19 protein-coding genes are annotated in these 16,557 nt (G+C 40.4%); 5 read left to right on the top strand and 14 right to left on the bottom strand.

Annotation, left to right across the window (positions count from 1 at the left end; all coding sequences use genetic code 11):
- Positions 1-245: 245 nt before the first annotated feature.
- From infB to LBN07_02190, 5 genes are all read right to left on the bottom strand, one after another.
- Complete coding sequence (gene infB / locus LBN07_02210) at positions 246-2,867, bottom strand: translation initiation factor IF-2 (GenBank protein MDR0850279.1); 2,622 nt, start codon at positions 2,865-2,867, stop codon at positions 246-248.
- 99 nt (positions 2,868-2,966) lie between these two features.
- Complete coding sequence (locus LBN07_02205; protein MDR0850278.1) at positions 2,967-3,227, bottom strand: YlxR family protein; 261 nt, start codon at positions 3,225-3,227, stop codon at positions 2,967-2,969.
- 1 nt (position 3,228) lies between these two features.
- Entirely contained in the window at positions 3,229-4,392 is a 1,164-nt protein-coding gene (gene nusA, locus LBN07_02200) for a transcription termination factor NusA (protein MDR0850277.1), read from the bottom strand.
- 84 nt (positions 4,393-4,476) lie between these two features.
- Positions 4,477-4,935, bottom strand: a complete 459-nt coding sequence (locus LBN07_02195) for a ribosome maturation factor RimP (GenBank protein ID MDR0850276.1) — start codon at positions 4,933-4,935, stop codon at positions 4,477-4,479.
- Between the two features lie 152 nt (positions 4,936-5,087).
- Entirely contained in the window at positions 5,088-5,633 is a 546-nt protein-coding gene (locus LBN07_02190; protein ID MDR0850275.1) for a hypothetical protein, read from the bottom strand.
- Positions 5,634-5,807: 174 nt separating this feature from the next.
- On the opposite strand from LBN07_02190, the gene LBN07_02185 reads away from it, so the two are divergent.
- Positions 5,808-7,376, top strand: a complete 1,569-nt coding sequence (locus tag LBN07_02185; GenBank protein ID MDR0850274.1) for a hypothetical protein — start codon at positions 5,808-5,810, stop codon at positions 7,374-7,376.
- A 29-nt stretch (positions 7,377-7,405) separates the two neighbouring features.
- Here the strand turns inward: LBN07_02185 and rseP are convergent, their stop codons facing one another.
- From rseP to LBN07_02150, 7 genes are all read right to left on the bottom strand, one after another.
- The gene (gene rseP / locus LBN07_02180) at positions 7,406-8,710 is read right to left on the bottom strand and encodes an RIP metalloprotease RseP (protein ID MDR0850273.1); all 1,305 of its coding nucleotides are present in this window, start codon (positions 8,708-8,710) and stop codon (positions 7,406-7,408) included.
- A gap of 48 nt (positions 8,711-8,758) precedes the next feature.
- A complete protein-coding gene (locus tag LBN07_02175; protein MDR0850272.1) occupies positions 8,759-9,709 on the bottom strand; it encodes a phosphatidate cytidylyltransferase in 951 nt (316 codons plus the stop codon).
- 10 nt (positions 9,710-9,719) lie between these two features.
- On the bottom strand, positions 9,720-10,442 hold the full coding sequence (locus tag LBN07_02170; protein ID MDR0850271.1) for an isoprenyl transferase: 723 nt from the start codon (positions 10,440-10,442) through the stop codon (positions 9,720-9,722).
- A gap of 23 nt (positions 10,443-10,465) precedes the next feature.
- Positions 10,466-11,032, bottom strand: coding sequence for a ribosome recycling factor (gene frr / locus LBN07_02165; GenBank protein ID MDR0850270.1), 567 nt, complete (start codon positions 11,030-11,032; stop codon positions 10,466-10,468).
- Positions 11,033-11,226: 194 nt separating this feature from the next.
- Positions 11,227-11,562: a DUF1292 domain-containing protein gene (locus LBN07_02160; protein ID MDR0850269.1), complete on the bottom strand. Its 336-nt coding sequence runs from the start codon at positions 11,560-11,562 to the stop codon at positions 11,227-11,229.
- Positions 11,563-11,586: 24 nt separating this feature from the next.
- A complete protein-coding gene (ruvX, locus tag LBN07_02155; protein MDR0850268.1) occupies positions 11,587-11,997 on the bottom strand; it encodes a Holliday junction resolvase RuvX in 411 nt (136 codons plus the stop codon).
- An 88-nt stretch (positions 11,998-12,085) separates the two neighbouring features.
- Entirely contained in the window at positions 12,086-12,280 is a 195-nt protein-coding gene (locus tag LBN07_02150) for a hypothetical protein (protein ID MDR0850267.1), read from the bottom strand.
- Positions 12,281-12,399: 119 nt separating this feature from the next.
- On the opposite strand from LBN07_02150, the gene LBN07_02145 reads away from it, so the two are divergent.
- On the top strand, positions 12,400-12,801 hold the full coding sequence (locus LBN07_02145) for a hypothetical protein (GenBank protein MDR0850266.1): 402 nt from the start codon (positions 12,400-12,402) through the stop codon (positions 12,799-12,801).
- Between the two features lie 194 nt (positions 12,802-12,995).
- Positions 12,996-13,157 (top strand): hypothetical protein, encoded by a 162-nt coding sequence (locus LBN07_02140; protein MDR0850265.1) that lies wholly within the window; start codon positions 12,996-12,998, stop codon positions 13,155-13,157.
- 42 nt (positions 13,158-13,199) lie between these two features.
- On the opposite strand, the gene LBN07_02135 is transcribed toward LBN07_02140, so the two are convergent.
- Positions 13,200-14,300 carry a radical SAM protein gene (locus tag LBN07_02135; protein MDR0850264.1) on the bottom strand — a complete coding sequence of 367 codons (1,101 nt, stop codon included), beginning with the start codon at positions 14,298-14,300 and terminating at the stop codon, positions 13,200-13,202.
- A gap of 291 nt (positions 14,301-14,591) precedes the next feature.
- Here LBN07_02135 and rpsB point away from each other — a divergent pair, with 291 nt between their 5' ends.
- Positions 14,592-15,380 carry a 30S ribosomal protein S2 gene (gene rpsB, locus LBN07_02130; GenBank protein MDR0850263.1) on the top strand — a complete coding sequence of 263 codons (789 nt, stop codon included), beginning with the start codon at positions 14,592-14,594 and terminating at the stop codon, positions 15,378-15,380.
- On the top strand, positions 15,377-16,075 hold the full coding sequence (gene tsf / locus LBN07_02125) for a translation elongation factor Ts (GenBank protein MDR0850262.1): 699 nt from the start codon (positions 15,377-15,379) through the stop codon (positions 16,073-16,075). The genes rpsB and tsf overlap by 4 nt, the downstream gene beginning before the upstream one ends.
- 57 nt (positions 16,076-16,132) lie before the next feature.
- On the opposite strand, the gene LBN07_02120 is transcribed toward tsf, so the two are convergent.
- Entirely contained in the window at positions 16,133-16,528 is a 396-nt protein-coding gene (locus LBN07_02120; GenBank protein MDR0850261.1) for an iron-sulfur cluster assembly scaffold protein, read from the bottom strand.
- Positions 16,529-16,557: the final 29 nt, after the last annotated feature.

The following is a 16,557-nucleotide window of genomic DNA, read 5'->3' as shown; positions in this document are numbered from 1 at the left end:
TGAAGCCTCGCTTCTCTCCCCTAATAAGGGATATACCTATATTTCTCTGAACAATCCTGCAAACTACAATATTCTGTATTGAAATATTTTAGTCGGCAGTAGTGCTAAATTTGTGAACGCAGCAAAATTTGTGCGTTGAAGCAAAGTGGTTTAGCAAAATTTTGTAAGTGAACAAATTTAGCACTACTGCCAACATAGAGGAGAATATCAAGCCTTAGTGAAGAGATATATACACTCCCCTCTCACTAATTTATACGTTCGTTAACACAGCACTCTATTACGTCACTCTCAACAAAATCATTGAAGCCCTTAAGCTTTATGCCGCATTCAAAACCGCTCAATACTTCTTTCACTTCGTCTTTAACAACCTTAACACTCTCTATGTCACCCATAAAGATTTCTTTTTTATCTCTTAAAACTCTTGCAAATCCGGCCCTTACAATTTTGCCGTCTGTTACCATACAGCCCGCAATTGTCCCCACTTTGCTTATTTTGAATAGCGCCCTTACCTCAGCATGACCAACAATCCGCTGTTCATACTTGGGTGACAGCATAGCCTTTATGGCAGCCTCAACATCATCAGTGACATCATAAATAATGTTATAATATTTAATGCTCACCTTTTGTTTTTCAGCAAGAGAATTAGCTTTGCTGTCAGCTTTTACGTTAAATCCAATAATACGAGCTCCCGAAACAGCTGCTAAAGTCACGTCTCTTTCACTTATGTTTCCTACACTCGCGCTGATTACTTCCGCCACAACTTCTTCGTTTTCAATAACACCCAGCGCCTCGCTCAAAGCCTCAACCGAACCCTGAACATCACCCTTTACAATAAGTTTATACACCTTTTTGCTCTCTACCTTACGGTTCAGGAAGTCATCCAGCGTAACACCGCCGGCACGCTCGGTTTTTTCAATTGCAAGCTTAGACTTTCGCTCACTTACAACATTTTTAATAAGCTTTTCGTCAACCACCTGCACAAAGTCCCCTACACCCGGCACGCTGTTAAAGCCAAGGATAGACACCGGAACCGAAGGTCCGGCACTTGTTATATTATTTCCTTTGTCATCAATAAGGGCTCTAACACGCCCAAACGCAAACCCCGAAACAACATTGTCACCAATGCGCAAGGTTCCGTTTTGAACAACAATATTGGCCACAGGCCCAAGCCCCTTGTCAAGTCTTGCTTCAACAACTGTTCCCACAGCGTCACGCTTGCTGTTAGCTCTAAGCTCCTGCACATCAGCAAGAAGGATAATCGTTTCAAGAAGTTTGTCTATACCATTTCCGGTTTTGGCCGAAACCGGCACCAGAATGGCGTCTCCTCCCCACTCTTCAGGGATAACATCATGCTCAACAAGCTGCTGCTTAATACGTTCTATATTGGCGTCAGGTTTATCCATTTTGTTAATAGCAACAATCATGGGCACCTTTGCTTTCTTAATATGCTTTATAGCTTCAATGGTCTGCTGTTTCACTCCGTCGTCGGCTGCAACAATCAAGATAGCTATATCTGTTATGCTGGCACCTCTTGCTCTCATATTAAAGAAAGCCGCGTGTCCCGGAGTGTCAATAAATGTTATATGTTCCTTTTTCCACACTATCTTATAAGCGCCTATGTGTTGTGTTATGCCTCCAGCCTCACCCTTTGAAACTTGAGTATTTCGTATGTAATCAAGAAGCGAAGTCTTTCCGTGGTCAACGTGACCCAAAACCGTTACAATCGGAGCTCTTTTTTCGGTGGCAGAGCTGTCTGAAACCTTACGGGTCAAAGCCAGCCGTTCTTCAGCGGTCTTGTCAAGCTTAAGCTCCAGCGTAATACCCAGCTCGTTTGAAACAAGCTCTGCCGCTGCAAAGTCTATACTGCTGTTTATGGTGGTAGGAATTCCAAGCATCATAAACTTTTTTATAATATCAGTTGCGGTCTTACCTATCTTTTCAGACAAAACCTTAACTGTCAGGTTTGGCGTAGTGATAATTGCATGTGAAACAGGGGCCGCAATAACGGTCTCCTGCTGTCTGTCTTTTTTAAGCCTAGCCTTACGGCTGACCATTCGCTCTTCAATGTTGTGCTCTTCAAGAAGCCCTCGTCGAAGTAAACTCTTTTTGTTAATTCGTTTGTCATCCTGACTGCTCTTGTCAAATCCTGTTCTCTTCTTGCCAACAAAATCGCGCTCTTTGTTTACAAACACACTTGCTGCACTCGTAAGGTCTGCTCTGGCAGTTTTTGCTGAAAACTTCTTATCGCCCACAGCACCTGCCGCACCCGCAGGTCTCGGACCCATGGGTCTTGGGCCAAACGGCTTATTAAACGGCGGCCTTGCCCCGGGTGCACCAGGTGCTCCGGGTCGCGGAGTAAAGGGGCGCTGCTGACCAAACGCAGGTCTCTGACCATCAAAAGGTTTTCTCTCATATGGCTTTTGAAAGCCTCCCTGTCCCTGCGGTCTTGGTGGCTGGTTTGGGCTATAATTTTGATTATACCTCTTTTGAGGTGCGTCATTTTGATAAACCTGACGTGGCGAAGGTGCTGGCTTAATAGGCAACGTACTCGGTGCAACCTCCGGCGCCTTTGGAGTCTCTTTAGGCTCCTGAATATTAATAGCTTCCAAGAATACCTTGGCTTCAAGCGCTTTTTGGGCCTTCTGCTGCTCTTCTTTTTGCTTTTGAGCCTCATGCATAACCTGCGCCTCTGCCTCTTTTTTGGTAGCAGTGATATGACTTTTGACACTCTCTCCAAATGCGGTCAGATCTTGCCTAAGCTTTCCGGCACTGTTAAACAACGCGAAAATCTTTTTCTCGCGCGTCAGCGTGTCCACAACCTTTAGTGCGGTCATATCATCCTGTTCTCTTTTTTCTTCTATAGCCAAGTTTATTCTCCTTATGCGGTGGTGGGGTAACTCATCGCCTGTTCCCGCTGGCAACTTACCCAAAGTCTTTATTTCTTTTAGATACTCAAGAAAAAATTCTTAATTTTTCCTTATATGTTCCTGTAGCATCTCATAACTGCTGTTGTCAACATTCTTTTTATATGCTCTATTCAGTGCATGTGTTTTAATACATTTGTGCAGGCACTCATTATTGCTGCATACATAAGCACCCCGCCCATCGGCTTTCTTTGTATCATCCACAAAAATTTGTCCGTCCTGGGTCTTTGTGACCCTAACAAGTTCCGCCTTGGTTTTCATTTGTCTGCACACTATGCACATTCTTAATGGAACCTTTTTCATTTTATTTGCCCTCTGCGTCAATATTGTCCAACAGTCCTTCGTCACTTATATCCGACAACTCCGAGCTGTCGTCGCCTATGTCAAAGTTGGTGTCCTTGCTAAGGAACAAGTCTCCGTCAATCTCTTTGGCAGCACTGTGGCTCTTAACGTCAATCTTCCATCCTGTCAGCCTAACAGCTAGTCTTACGTTCTGACCGCTTTTGCCGATAGCCAGCGACAGTTTGTCGTCAGGCACCACTGCCCGGGCTGTCTTTTCACCTTCAAGCGAATATACTGTGTCAACCTTGGCGGGACTGAGAGCCCTTGCAATAAACTGTAGCGGATTTTCGCTCCACTCAACGATATCAATTTTTTCGCCGTTAAGCTCTGCCACAATGTTGTTTACTCTAAGCCCTTTGTTTCCTACACATGAGCCCACAGGGTCTATATTTGGGTTGGCACTGAAAACTGCCATTTTAGTACGATATCCGGCTTCTCTTACAATGTTCTTTATTTCAACCTCGCCGCTTAATATTTCAGGCACCTCCAGCTCAAACAGCTTTTTTACAAAACTTGCGTTGCTTCTTGTAACCTGTACATGACTTGCTTTTTCGGTGTCACGGATAGTCTTTACATAAACCTTTATATGCTGACCAACGCCATATTTTTCACCCGGAATTTGGTCTTTTTCCTGCAAAATACCTTCGGTTTGAGTGCCGGGGATTTCTACAAACACCTGGCCCATATCAACCCTGCGCACAATAGCGGTGAGTAGTTCATTCTGCTTTTCGGATATCTCCTCTAGTGCCGCTTTATGCTCAGCTTCTCTGAGGCGCTGCATTAAAACTTGTTTAGCTATCTGAGCTGCAATTCTTCCAAAGTCTTTGGGAGATTCTTCCTGTGTAATAGTATCTCCCACCTCATAGCTCTTTTTAAGAGCTTTTGCCTCTTCAAGGCTTATTTGCTTGTCGGAGTCTTCAACTTCCTCCGCCACTGTTTTATAACTATATACTTTTATAGTGCTTTTTTCCGGGTCAAGCCTCACACGCGCGCTTTTTGCCTCACCATAATTTTTTTTGTATGCCGAAGTCAGTGCTATCTCCAGCGATTCTATAAAGTATTCCTTATTTATCTTCTTTTCCTGCTCAAGGTCCTCTAATGCACTAAAAAAATCTTTGTTTATCATTTCTATCTCCTAAATTTTTTCTAGTTTAATTATTTACTTCTAAATAATAGTTTAAATTTCATGTTGCCCGCAGGGGCATTATTGTTAAAATTTAATATATGGCTGACTGCTCGCTATCTGCGACCTTTCAAACACCATTATTTTATTTTCTGTTTCAAGAGTAATCTCAATTCCTGTAACTTCCTTCAGTACTCCCACAAACTCCTTGCTGCCTTCTATCGGAGTATAAAGCTTGACTACAATCTCTCGCCCCAGCGACCGCTCATAGTCTCTTGTTGTCTTAAACTTTCGGTCAAGACCGGGTGAGGATACATTCAGCCTATAGGTCTCACCGTTTGTAGGATCTAGGTCATCCAAAACCCCGTCAATCGCCAGATGCACCTTTTCACAGTCCTCAATTCCGATTTCACGCTCGTTTGCAATCGTAACCGTCAAATTCATTCCGTCGTTTCTCTTTTTATACTCAACCTCCACCAGCTCATAGCCCAAATCCTCCACGATTGGCTTTATGTGTTCTGATACCTTTTCTGCCACTTTTGACATATCTTCCTCTCTTTTAAACAGCCTTTGTAAACAACGGGAGTGAAGGACAATGTCCTCCACTCCCAGTCGTTATTATAAGCATATTTATTATATCACATTGCTCACAAAATTACAAGCAAAATAATAATAAAAGGTATTCGCTCTTCCAAAAATTATTGCTGTAAAGTAAAGGTTAAAGTTATATACATACCCTGCTCGCCCTCAAGATTAACATTTTCAAATTGATAACAAATAGTAATTTGTTTAAGTGTTGCATTATATGAAGCACTAAATATTGTACGTTTCCACATTCCGGATGTAGCTGACCAATTGGTATCGTTTGCATTTTTTATTGTAAGAACATTATTTTCAAAAGTATATTTAAGTGTTGGTGTTGGAATTCCAAAATAAGCGGCAAGTCCTGAAAGTGTAATTGTTCCATCATCATTCAATTTCATCTTTACAGAATTGATTGTTGAGTTTATTGTCGGAGCATGCCAAGAATTTTCCCATGAACTTACAATATCACCATCATTGTTATATAACACTCTAACTGATAAATTATCCATTTGTGTTTGAGAAAAGTTTGTCTGATCACAGATATATTCCCCCGCAATTGAAGTTTGATTGTCGTCGCCATCCCAAAAACAGCCTGTAAACAAAAAAGCAACTCCTACAAACATCACCATAGCCATTGATGCAACTAAAGTTTTTTTCATAATAAACCCTCCCTAATTATAATATATATTATATTACATTCTCTATTCTTTTACAAGTAAATTTATCATTTTTCTTTTGACACTACCTCTCGTAATTTGACAATGAGATACTCATATAATATACTTTTGCTAAATTCTCTTTACACAAAAAGTTAAATCATTTATAATTTTAATATGAACTATTCAGTAGTGGATTTTATTAATAACAAAACAGGCAATACATTCAGCTTTTTAAAACTGCACTCGGCGGTATATAAGAAAAGCGATAACAAATGTATGGTCAATTTTATATATCCCGAATGGATAGATGACCTCACCGAAGAACAAAAAGAAATCATATCAAAGCTCACCCGCGAGTTTCTCAGCATAAACGCCGCGCTTGAAATAAGTATAAGAAAGAGCTATCTTGAACAGGAGCTGCTGCAAAATTTTGTAATGGATTATTTCAGCACAAACCATGCCAGCATCAGTGATTACATAAAGAGGGATACGCTGGGGGTAACAAAAGAAAAAGATACCGTCACATTTGAAATTGCCATCGATAGCTTTGTAAAGGATTATTTTTTGCGCGTAGGAATTGAGAGCGACTTGCTTCAAAAGCTTGGTCAGAATTATTGCGGAAAGTTCTTTTTAAAAATTAAGGAGCTTGAGATAGACCACGCCTTTTATGACAGTTACCTTGAAACACAACAGAAAAAAATTGAAGAGATAAGCATAGCCACCTCATGGATGACGGGCCGTAAAAAAAGATTTAATGTGGATGTTATTCAAAAAATTGTAGGTGACCCAATCACTACCCCGCCCGAACACATCAGTCTAAAAGAAGCTTTGGGCGTGATTGCAGCGGGCAAGATGAGCAATCTAAAAATGAGAACCTTCAAATCAAAGCGTACAACAAAAGACGAAAAAGGCAACTTAGTCCCTCTTGAAAAACAGCTGTTTAGTTTTACTCTTAAAGACGGAAACACCTTTATAAACTGCGTATACTTTGCCACCAAAGCCACAGTTCACAAAATGAACTTATTGCTTGACAAGGACTGTGAAGTGGTAATAAAAGGAAATATAGAAAAATACGGTGACAGAATGAGCCTTAAAGTAAGGGATTTGTCACTTTGCAAAATTCTGGATGAAATCGAAGAAGCACCAAAGTTTAAGAGTGAGGCCAGCGATTATTATTTTATAAAGCCCCGGAATTATGAGGATAAGCATCAGGTAGGTCTTTTTGAAAATAAGACCGTCAACAAAAATCTTTTGGACAAAACCTTTGTTGTGTTTGACCTTGAAACCACCGGCATGACGGCTGAAAGAGATGAAATTATCGAAATCGGCGCCGTAAAAATTGAAAACGGCGTTATTGTCAGCACCTTTGGAACATTGATAAAGCCCTCAAAGCACATTCCCGAAGATGCCACCGCCATCAACAACATAACTGACGAAATGGTTATTAACTCCCCCACCATCAATCAAGTGCTACCCGATTTTTATAAGTATACAAGGGGTGCAACTCTTGTGGCCCACAACGCTGAGTTTGACTGCAAATTTATAGCAGTTCAAGGCAAGCGTACGGGTTATAATTTCGATAATCCCATAGAAGATACTCTGGCACTGTCTCGACTGAAACTTTCTATTCACAACCATAAATTAAAAACCGTGTGTGACAAACTGAATATTCCACTTATCGGCGCTCACAGAGCTGTTGCAGATGCTGTGGCTACGGCTCATGTGTTCATGAAACTCTACTAAAAAGGCATAGTTATTTACTATGCCTTCTTTTATACTAAGAAATGTATGATATCAATTATGATAACAAATGCAAATAAAACTATCAGTCCGCCAAAATGAATATATGCTTCAACATTTCGGCTGACAACGGGTTTCCGGAATATCCCTTCAAGGGCTACAAACACCATTCGGGCACCATCCAAAGCCGGGAACGGCAAAAGATTGAATACCGCCAAGTTCGCCGAAATTAAAGGCAATAACAAGAAGAAGTTTGCAAAGTTCATCTGCGTAGCACTTGCAATGGTTGTGATGGTAGTTATAGGACCGCCCACCCCGCTAAGAGCAATGCCGCCGGTGATAAGCCCCCACAAAATCACCAAAACCTTCCACGCCCAGCCAAAGGCAAACACAAACGACTGCCCTATAGCCTCAAAAAATCCGTACTTATAAAAATCATGCTCAATTCCGCCCCACAGCAAGCCAAGGCTGTAATAATCCTCACTTGTAATGCTGTCATGGGTCAGCGTTGCTTTAATTTTAACGTCACCAATGAGCCAAATTCCGTTTTCATCGCTGGTATAATTTACGTCAGTATTTTTAGTGTTGGTCAAAACCAGCTTTCCGTCTGCACCCGCATAAATTCTATAAATATAATCTCTGCCGTTTATTGCATAAAACCTGCTGTTGCTTTCAGTCTCAACTCGGCTTTGAATGGGTTTATAGGCATTACTCACTACAAGCGTAAGCTCCTGCCCATCACGCTTTACCAAAACCTCATATGTCTCACCTTCGTCAAAACTCACCGCAAGATTTGAAAAATATTTGTCATACACAAAATTTGTGCGCTCTCCGTTAACAGCCAAAATAACATCGCCTTCCATAAACCAATCAGTTTCCTGAACAATACCGGCAGCAACTCTGAAGTCCGCATCTACCTTTGTTACCTGAACTCTGTCAGCATAACCGTAAGCCAACAAAAATATAAATGAAAAGAACACCGCCGAAATCAGATTGAAAAACGGCCCCATAAAAAGCACAACCAATCTTTTCCATGGTTTCTGCTTTATAAAAGAATCTGGATTTTCTTTCCCGTCCTTACCCTCTTCATCCTCAAAAGCACAATATCCGCCAAGGGGAAAAAGCCTTAGCGAAATCTTTTCACCCGCCTTGTTTACTTTACTCCACAGTACCTTTCCAAAGCCTACAGCAAACTCGTTTATCTTAAACTTCAGAAGTTTGCCTGCCGTATAGTGCCCTAGTTCGTGAATTGTTACCATAACCAAAAGCACAAGAATGGCCAGAAGTATATATAATGCGGACGATAAAAATGATGATATGCTTAATAATTGTGACAATTTTTACGGTTCCTTTTTTAAAATTTAAAACCAAATAGATTTGAATATTTATAGCATAAGCAATAAACAGATAAATACAAACGGCACACTAAAAATAAGTCCGTCAATTCTGTCCATCATGCCGCCGTGACCCGGAAGAAGATTTCCTGCTTCGTCAACGCCCGCTCTTCTCTTTAAAAACGATTCAAATGCATCCCCAGCCTGAGAAACTACCGAACCAAACAGCCCTATAAGCATAATCTTCCACCAAGCAATTATACTATAAACCTCCGGAAAGATTGCAGCAAAACTAAAGTATACAGTCAACGCTCCCACAATTCCGCCCAGCAAACTGAATACGCTGCCCGACCATGTTTTTTTGGGGCTGAGCTTCGGGTATATCTTGGGGCCCTTTATAAGACTTCCAAAAATGTAACCGGCACTGTCGCTGAACATAGTAATAAAAAACACCAGAATAATTCCAAACAACGCAATATAACCCGCGGAATATGTATCGGAAATTCTTCCAAACCCTAAATTATTAATATGATTTATCATGTATAAAAATACTAACAAAAAGTTTGGATACAAAAATGTAAACGCTGTGTTGTTAGTCTTAAAAATTACAAACTCTTTTTTGCTCATGCCCGTGCCCTGTCTAAAACCGTCCTGCTCAGTGGTTGTCCGGTCAACAAACAAATTAAACAAAAGAGTAATGACATATAACAAAGCCATAAGCCCAAGTCCAACAAGGAACACAGTCAGCGCTGTAAACGCCCATATCTGACTAAGCAATACAAGCAAAAACAACAGAACGGGATATATATAAGCTTCAACCGAATAGGTCGGTCTGCCCATGCCCTTCAAAAGTCTCAGCACCTCATGTGTGCCCAAAAGGCTAAGACCTACAATCATAAAGTCAAACGCTATGGCATGCACCACATGCATAACCAGAAACACCGCAAGCGTCACAATCAAAAGCGCACTTGTGATTACTCTTTTCATTAATTTACTTTCCATAACAATCCTTTTAGATACCGCCAAGGCGTCTCGTTCGTGCTTGATAAACACAGATAGCCTTGTCAAACTCTTTTTCACCAAAGTCCGGCCAGAAAATCTTGGGGAAATAAAGCTCGGAGTATGCACACTGATAGAGCATAAAATTGCTAAGCCTCAACTCTCCGCTTGTTCGCACAACCAAATCAGGGTCAGGCAAATTTTCGGTCTGAAGATACCTTCTAAATGTTGCTTCATCCACCTTTTTTACGCCGTCTGCAATAAGCTTATTTATCGCAGTTATTATTTCCACTCTGCTTCCATAATTCAGCGCAATATTCACTATAAGCCCAGTATTACCCTTTGTTTTTTCGGTTGCATTAATTACTTGCTTTTGAAGCCCCTCAGGCAGCGGACTTATGTCGCCTGACACTCTAAACTTAATGTTGGAGGTATAAAACTCATCGGCAAACCTGTCAATGTTGTCGGTCAAAATTTTAAATATTGCATCAACCTCGTCTTGAGGTCTCTTCCAATTTTCGGTTGAAAACGCATAAAACGATACAATTTTTACACCCATCCTGCTTGCGTGACGCACAATTTTTTCTATTTTTTCAAAACCCACTTTGTGTCCAAAAGTGCGGTCCATTCCACGCTTTTTGGCCCATCTGCCATTGCCATCCATAATAAAAGCAACATGCTCGGGCATGTTTTTTATGTCTATAACTTTTTTCTTTATTCTGCCAAAAATTCCCACGTTATCTCTCCTGATAAATAGTCTTAAACAGACAATACTTCCTTTTCTTTTTTGAGGCAAAGCTCATCAGCCTCAGAGTTATATTTGTCCATCAGCTTCTTAACATCCGCCTCAGCCTTAGTAATTTCGTCCTTTGACATTTCCTTGTCTTTTTCGGCTTTCTTAAAAAACTCCAAAACATCATGCCTGTCATTTCTTATGCCGATTTTTGCGTCCTCGCAAATCTTCTTTACTTCTTTGACAATTTCTTTTCGTCGCTCCTCAGTCAGCGCCGGAAAAGTCAGTCTTATAATCCTTCCGTCATCACTTGGATTAACGCCAAGGTCGCTTGACTGAATAGCCTTTGTAACTTCTTTAACCAAAGAAATATCCCAAGGCGATATGGTAATCATACGAGCCTCAGGCACAGTAATATTTGCCATCTGTCCGATAGGCGTTGGAGTTCCGTAATAATCCACAAAAATTTTATCCAGAATTTTAGGATTTGCCCGACCCGCTCTAATAATAGAATATTCCTGACTTAGTCTGTCTGTTCGTTTGTTTAATTTATCCTCAAAATCATCAAGCACTTTGCTATAGTTCTCTATCATATTATTTACCTCACATTTTAATTTAATATTCTATTATACAATAATTAAATAAATCCGCCAAACATTTTTATGGGGATTGTTTGTGTGTGTTTACAAAAATGACAGCACAAAACGCTGTCATTTTTTATACACACTAAACCGTTGCCCTAAAAAAGGTAACAGAAAACTGCAAAAAAATCTGAAAGAAACCGGAATTATTTACTTCCTTTGTTCCCTCTTTTCTTATCTTCCTCATCCATAAGCTTGTCGTATACAGCAAACACCTCGTCTATCAGGTCTATATCCGTAACCAAAGTCAAATACTCGCCGACTACATCGCTGGGGTCAGCAACCTGAAAAACCAGAGCCTCATCTTCGGCAAGGCCTTCCATGGGCGCAATAGGCTTCAAAATTGCATAAACCCTTTTGCCCTTTGGAATAACGGCAATCTGGTCAAACGCTATTTCCTCACCTTTTTCGTTAAACAATTTAATGGGGTCGCTGTTATTTTCGTCAAACAAAGCATCTATTGGGTTCATTTTTTCAGCCATAATTTTTCTCCTTTAATTTCGAGGTTATCTGTGAATGTCAAGATAATTTTGCAAAATGATTGATGCGGCCACTTTATCAATAACGGTTTTACGCTTGTCACGTCTCATATCCGCCTCTATCAAAAGCCGCTCAGCGCTAACTGAGCTGAGACGCTCGTCAAGATATGATACCTTGCAGTCCACCAGCTTTTTTAGGTCCTCACCAAACTGTCGTGTTATCTGTGCCCTTGGACCCTCAGTTCCGTCCATATTCTTAGGCAGCCCAACAACAATAGTGTCAACCTGATGCTGCTTAGTTAGATGTGCTATGTATTCAAGGTCCTTCTGCATTTCTACTCTATTATAAACCTCAAGTGCACTTGCAATTATACCCATAGGGTCACTGAGTGCAATACCTATCCTTACATCGCCCAAATCTAAACCTAGCTTTCGCAAAACTTTTACCTCGCTGTTTTTATTTTAACACATTTTTAAAGATTTTACAAATAAAATGGTGCAGGTTTTTAAACCCGCACCAACAAACTTAATTGTTTGATTTTTGCTGATTGCTTACTTTTTTGCTAATAGCCTTAACTTTTTCTTCTATGGCATCAGCACTTTTTTGAACCATTTCTCTGGCCGGTTTACACATAGTGGTTATCACCGCACCCAAAACAGCTCCTGTTAAAAGCGCAAACATCATACCATCATTCATCATATCTATATACCTCCCCAACATTAGTATGTCACCTCATGCCACTCTTTATGTTGGAAAATGTTGGAAGGCAACAGACAACAAAAGTGCCCTATCTACAGAAGAATTGCACTTTTGTTGAATTTATGATATAATGTAAAAATATGGAGGAAAAAATTATGCAGACAGAAAGCGAGGAGATCTCCTTAAATATTCTTCAATGCCAAAACGGAAATCTCTGTGCTGAAGCAAAATTCCAAATAAGCTCCCGATGTTATATATGTGAAAAAACCGATCAAGGATATAAGCCATGGTGCAACGACTCAAAGAAAACTTATAACCAATGGGTTGAATGGGGTTTCAATGTTATAAAGCTTGATGAACAAACAGCACTGAAGCTTTGCGGACATGATATAAGACCGCTTATTGATGAGGAAATAAACTTATTTGCCGCTGTTGCAAAATATGCACAGGAGAAAACAGAAATCTTTTATGAAGACACCATATCTTTTAAAGAAACATACGGTTCTAATGATGTGCCGCCAAGCAAAATTTTGGGTTGCTAAAAAAAGATTCCCCGCAAGCTGACCGTTGAGGTCACTACCAACTAATGCCACTATATTCAATAAAAAACGCTAAGCTATCAAAACATTTGGCTTGCGTTTTTTAATTTTTGAGTTAAAGCGAATAAACAATATAATGTGAGAAAAACCCCGCAAAATAGATGAGTAATGCAATTAAAATTAACCATAAAGTTTTGATGCCTGACAAAGCTTTCCGTCTTGAATACACCAAAATGCCAATAGTAAGAACAAGAGGAATAATAAAAGGAATTATTACGAATTTTAATATAGCCATAAAAATTTCGCCTACGCTGGGACCTGAAGGCACTCCATATAAACTCACACCATACTCTGCCTGAGGCACACCATAAAAAAGTCCCGCTCTTAGGTTAAAAAGCCAATTAAACATTCTTTTGTTCTCCCTTATACATCATATCATAGGTGCACATTTTTTGCAAACCCTTTTCAAAATCCCAAGTGTGATACGCTCCGCCCAAACAATATTTCCAATTTTCACATTCAGAGCAATGCTCACACTTCGTTCTGTCCTGCGTTCTGAACTGCTTATATTTATTGTTCCAAACATCCAAAAAATTATCGGTTCGTATGTTACCTTGTATGAGGTCCGGCCGTCTTGAAACATTTGGACAAACAAATAAATCGCCGTTATACAAAATGCTTGCAACATTTATACCAGTCCTACAATTAAAATAATACCCTCTCACCGTTTTTTCATAATCCAAACCTAAAAAGCCCGGACACGCATAAGTAATTTTCAGTTTACCTTTTCGGTTTTTGTTTTTAACAAAATCCAACAAATGCTTGATTTCCTGCCCGTCAAGCAGCAAGTCTTTGTTTTCTTTGCCTCGGCCAATCGGGTCCATTACTCCAACACGCCAAGAGGTCAAATCAAGGCTAGACATAATACCGTAAAGCTGCTCAAGCTGTGATATGTTTCCCTTATGAAAAATAGTTGTTACCTGCAAATGTCTTACAAATTGTGCTTTTTTCAAATTTTCTATATTTTTAAGTATTCGCTCATAAGAGCCTTTAACACCCCTAAAATCATCATGTATTGTGCCAATTCCGTCAATACTTATAGAAATAGTTTCCATATTCGCACTCTTAAGCTTGCTGATATTTTCTTCGCTGAGCAACATTCCGTTAGTAGCCATACCCCACCTGAAACCCAGCTTACTTGCATAAGCCATGACATCAGACAAATCCTCTCTCATTAAAGGCTCCCCGCCCGTCACATTTATTAAAATCTTTTTCGGGTTCATGTCTTTTGCTATCTGCGCAAAAGCATTTTTAATCTCATCGGTTGTCAATTCACCGTCATATTTTCTATTTTCAGCACTGCTACCGCAATGTTTGCATTTTGCGTTACAAGTCAAAGTACACTCCCAAAACAAATCCTGCAACTTGTGTTTTGCAAGCTGCTTTTTCTTGTATCCCGACAGCAAAGTTAATTCACCCAATTTCATTATCTCTTGTAACATACAATTATATTAACATAAAAAGCAATAATAAGCAAGCTCAAGGACGCCCCTGCAGCGGCAAAGCCGCCGCGGGCTGTTATTTGTGCATAAACCCATAAAAACCATCAAGGTATCATTTTTTTCGCTTGCGTTTTTTTGTTTGGTGTGATATAATAGCCACAGTTTCATTAAATCACGGGTTTATGCTCGTGATTTAAAATTCACACCTAAGACTAACAGCCCTTTGTTGCCGCACTGCGGTTTGGGCTTTAAACATGGGTCTTGGGGAGGACAAAACAAGGAGGAAAAAATATGTCAGTAATTTCGATGAAACAACTACTCGAAGCAGGTGTTCACTTCGGTCATCAAGCCCGCAAGTGGAACCCAAAAATGAAGAAGTATATCTTCACAGTCAGAAGTGATATTCACATTATCAATCTGGAGGACACTTCAAATCTCATTGACAAGGCTTATTACTTTATAAGGGACGTTGCTGCAAGCGGAAAATCAATTTTGTTTGTGGGAACAAAAAAGCAGGCTCAGGAAGCCGCCCAACAAGACGCAACACGCTGCGGAATGTATTATATCAACAGCCGATGGCTGGGCGGAACGCTTACCAACTTCAAAACTATCCGCTCACGCGTAGACAGACTATCTAAACTTAATCAAATGGAAAAGGTCGGCGAATTCGAACTCCTGCCCAAAAAAGAAGTAATAAAACTCAAGGGCGAGCGTGATTACCTCAACAAAAACCTGGGCGGAATAAAGGACATGACCGAGCTTCCGGGAGCACTGTTTATAATCGACCCTAAAAAGGAGCACATTGCAGTTAAAGAAGCGCGCAGACTGAAAATACCCGTTGTGGGCATTGTTGACACCAACTGCGACCCCGATGATGTAGACCTGGTAATTCCTGCCAACGACGACGCAATCAGGTCAATTAAGCTAATTGTCAGCGCTATGGCCGATGCCGTTATTGAAGCAAAAGAAGGCGTACAGTTGCGTAATGTTGAAAGCCACGATGACGAAGTAAAAATGGAAGAAGTGGTAGAAGGCAAAATTATAGACAAAAAAGAAAAAACTGAAAAGCAAGGAGAATAATTATGGTAAGCGCTAGTGATATCAAAGAACTGAGAGAAATAACAGGCGCCGGTATGCTGGATTGCAGAAACGCGCTTGAAAAAGCAAACGGTGACAAAGAAAAGGCAATCAAGGAACTGCGCGAAAAAGGTCTTGCCGCTGTAGCTAAAAAATCAGGCAGAATTGCTGCTGAAGGAAAGGTTGTGTCATACATCCACATGGGCGGAAAGATTGGTGTACTTGCAGAAATCAACTGTGAAACCGATTTTGCTGCCGGAAGTGATGCCTTTGGGCAGCTGGCTAAAGACATTACCATGCAGATTGCGGCAGCCAATCCCCTGTTTGTGAGCCCCGAAGAAGTTCCGGCCGAAAACATTCAAAAAGAAAAAGAAATTTTTAAAGTTCAGGCTGCCAACGAAAAGAAGCCTGCTGCTATAATCGAAAAAATGCTGGAAGGCAAAATCAAAAAATATTATCAGGACGTATGTCTGCTTGAACAAGCCTTTATTAGAGACCCGTCAAAAACAATCAAAGATATTTTGACTGAAGCCACTCTCAAGATTGGTGAAAAAATATCCGTGCGAAGATTTGTGCGTTACGAAATGGGCGAAGGACTTGCTAAGCGCGAAGACAACTTTGCCGAAGAAGTCGAAAAACAAATGGCAAAAACCGAAGATAAAAAGCCATCAACAGCTAAAACTCCGGCAAAAAAATAATTTAAAAACAAAAAAACCACTCAGTAAATTCTGAGTGGTTTTTCTAAGCTGAAATTATTATTTCTTGGCTTTGAGCATAGCTTCTTTTTCAAGCTTCTTTTTATAGTCCTTTATTGCCTCTTCAATAGCTTCTTTAGCCAAAATTGAACAATGGATTTTCTGAGACGGCACCTCGCCCACAACGTTCAAAACATCCTGATTGGTGACCTTACCGGCCTCTTCAACAGTTTTGCCTTTTATGAGGTCCATCGCAATATCAGCCGAAACAATGGCAGCTGCGCATCCAAAGGTTTTCATTTTGGCGTCGGTTACAATATTGTTTTCAATTTTAAGATATACTTTCATAATGTCACCGCAAACAGGGTTCCCAACCTTGCCGATGCCGCTAGCTCCCTTTATCTGGCCAACATTCTGAGGCGCCATAAATCTCTTCATCAATTTTTCGGTATACATAACTTTTCTCCTCCTTGCGGGGACGCCCC

The sequence above is a fragment of the Christensenellaceae bacterium genome, assembly GCA_031260975.1.
Classification (GTDB): domain Bacteria; phylum Bacillota; class Clostridia; order Christensenellales; family UBA1242; genus JAISKJ01.
This window is presented reverse-complemented; position numbering and strand designations above follow the sequence as displayed.